Origin of the sequence: Klebsiella sp. Ech2A (assembly GCF_030078455.1) — a bacterium.
GTDB classification, from domain to species: domain Bacteria; phylum Pseudomonadota; class Gammaproteobacteria; order Enterobacterales; family Enterobacteriaceae; genus Klebsiella; species Klebsiella terrigena.
This window is the reverse complement of the sequence record NZ_JAQGFU010000432.1, coordinates 1-1,222: the sequence shown is the minus strand read 5'-3', so window position 1 is coordinate 1,222 and position 1,222 is coordinate 1. Positions and strand designations below refer to the sequence as shown.

Annotated in this window: 2 protein-coding genes; one reads left to right on the top strand and one right to left on the bottom strand. The window is 59.2% G+C overall.

What is annotated here, in order from left to right; all coding sequences use genetic code 11:
- Nucleotides 1-506 (top strand): efflux RND transporter permease subunit (locus tag PFH44_RS27745; RefSeq protein WP_283826861.1); only part of this gene is annotated, 506 nt, incomplete at its 5' end.
- An 85-nt stretch (nt 507-591) separates the two neighbouring features.
- Here PFH44_RS27745 and PFH44_RS27740 read toward each other — a convergent pair.
- Entirely contained in the window at nt 592-1,071 is a 480-nt protein-coding gene (locus PFH44_RS27740; RefSeq protein ID WP_133601464.1) for an RrF2 family transcriptional regulator, read from the bottom strand.
- Nucleotides 1,072-1,222: the final 151 nt, after the last annotated feature.

Genomic DNA, 1,222 nt, shown 5'->3' with positions numbered 1-1,222 from the left:
TCCCGGTCGCGGTGCTGCTGGCGTTCCTGGTGCTGGCGGCGCTGTATGAGAGCTGGACGCTGCCGCTGGCGGTGATCCTGATCGTCCCGATGACCCTGCTCTCCGCGCTGTTCGGCGTCTGGCTAACCGGCGGGGATAATAACGTGTTCGTGCAGGTGGGGCTGGTGGTGCTGATGGGGCTGGCCTGTAAGAACGCCATCCTGATCGTCGAGTTCGCCCGCGAGCTGGAGATGCAGGGGAAAGGGATCGTTGAGGCCGCACTGGAGGCCTGCCGCCTGCGTCTGCGTCCGATTGTGATGACCTCGATTGCCTTTATCGCCGGGACCATTCCGCTGATTCTGGGACACGGTGCGGGCGCGGAGGTTCGCGGCGTCACCGGGATCACGGTGTTCTCCGGGATGTTAGGGGTGACGCTGTTCGGTCTGTTCCTGACGCCGGTGTTCTACGTCACGCTGCGCAAGTTCGTCGCGCGCGGCAAGCCGGTAGCGGAAGCTCAGCCCTCCTGACGCTGTGAGCAGCCTTTGGAGCATAAAAAAAACCGCCTTCAGTGAAGGCGGTTTTTTGCTATTTAAGGGAGCCGGAGCGGCGGATTTAGTGCGCTTTTTTGGCGATATCGTCTGCTTCGAACAGCGGCAGGCAGCCGCTGATATCGCCTTTTTTGACCTTTTCCAGCGCGCTTGCCACGGTATGGCGGGCCAGCACGTTCAGCGATGCCTGCTCGGCTTCGTCGGCGATGGACTTGAAGTACCAGCAGGCGTTGGCGCTGACCACGCAGCGGGCCGGGACGTCAGGACGCGAAGCCCACAGCTTTTTGTCTTCAATCACGGAGACGTAGATATCGCGCAGGGTGATTTTATCAGCCGGGCGGCCAAGGTGGATGGATCCGTTGCGCCCCAGCGTCGAGACGATAATGCCGTCGCGCGTGAGGGGAACCATCAGTTTACGGATAAAGCTCGGATTGGCTTCCAGGCCATAGGCGAGGATCGCGCTGGTCGAACGTTCACCCAACTGCTCCGCCATCGCTACGCTGAGAACCATCTGCAAAGCTGTCGGGAAGCGGTAATCTAGCATTTCATCTTCCTGGGTCGCGGTGAATATTATTCTTTTTGGCACCGCAGAGGTGAGTGATCAATAAGCACAATATAACAAATAAGGCGACTTTTTAGAAGGAATCCCCGTCGGGGAGGGCACGTAAAGTCCATTTTCACGGTGGGACTTTAGC

Excerpts from the sequence above, each read along its gene's own strand:
- PFH44_RS27740 (WP_133601464.1), bottom strand. The coding sequence starts at position 1,071 with ATGCTAGATTACCGCTTCCCGACAGCTTTGCAGATGGTTCTCAGCGTA.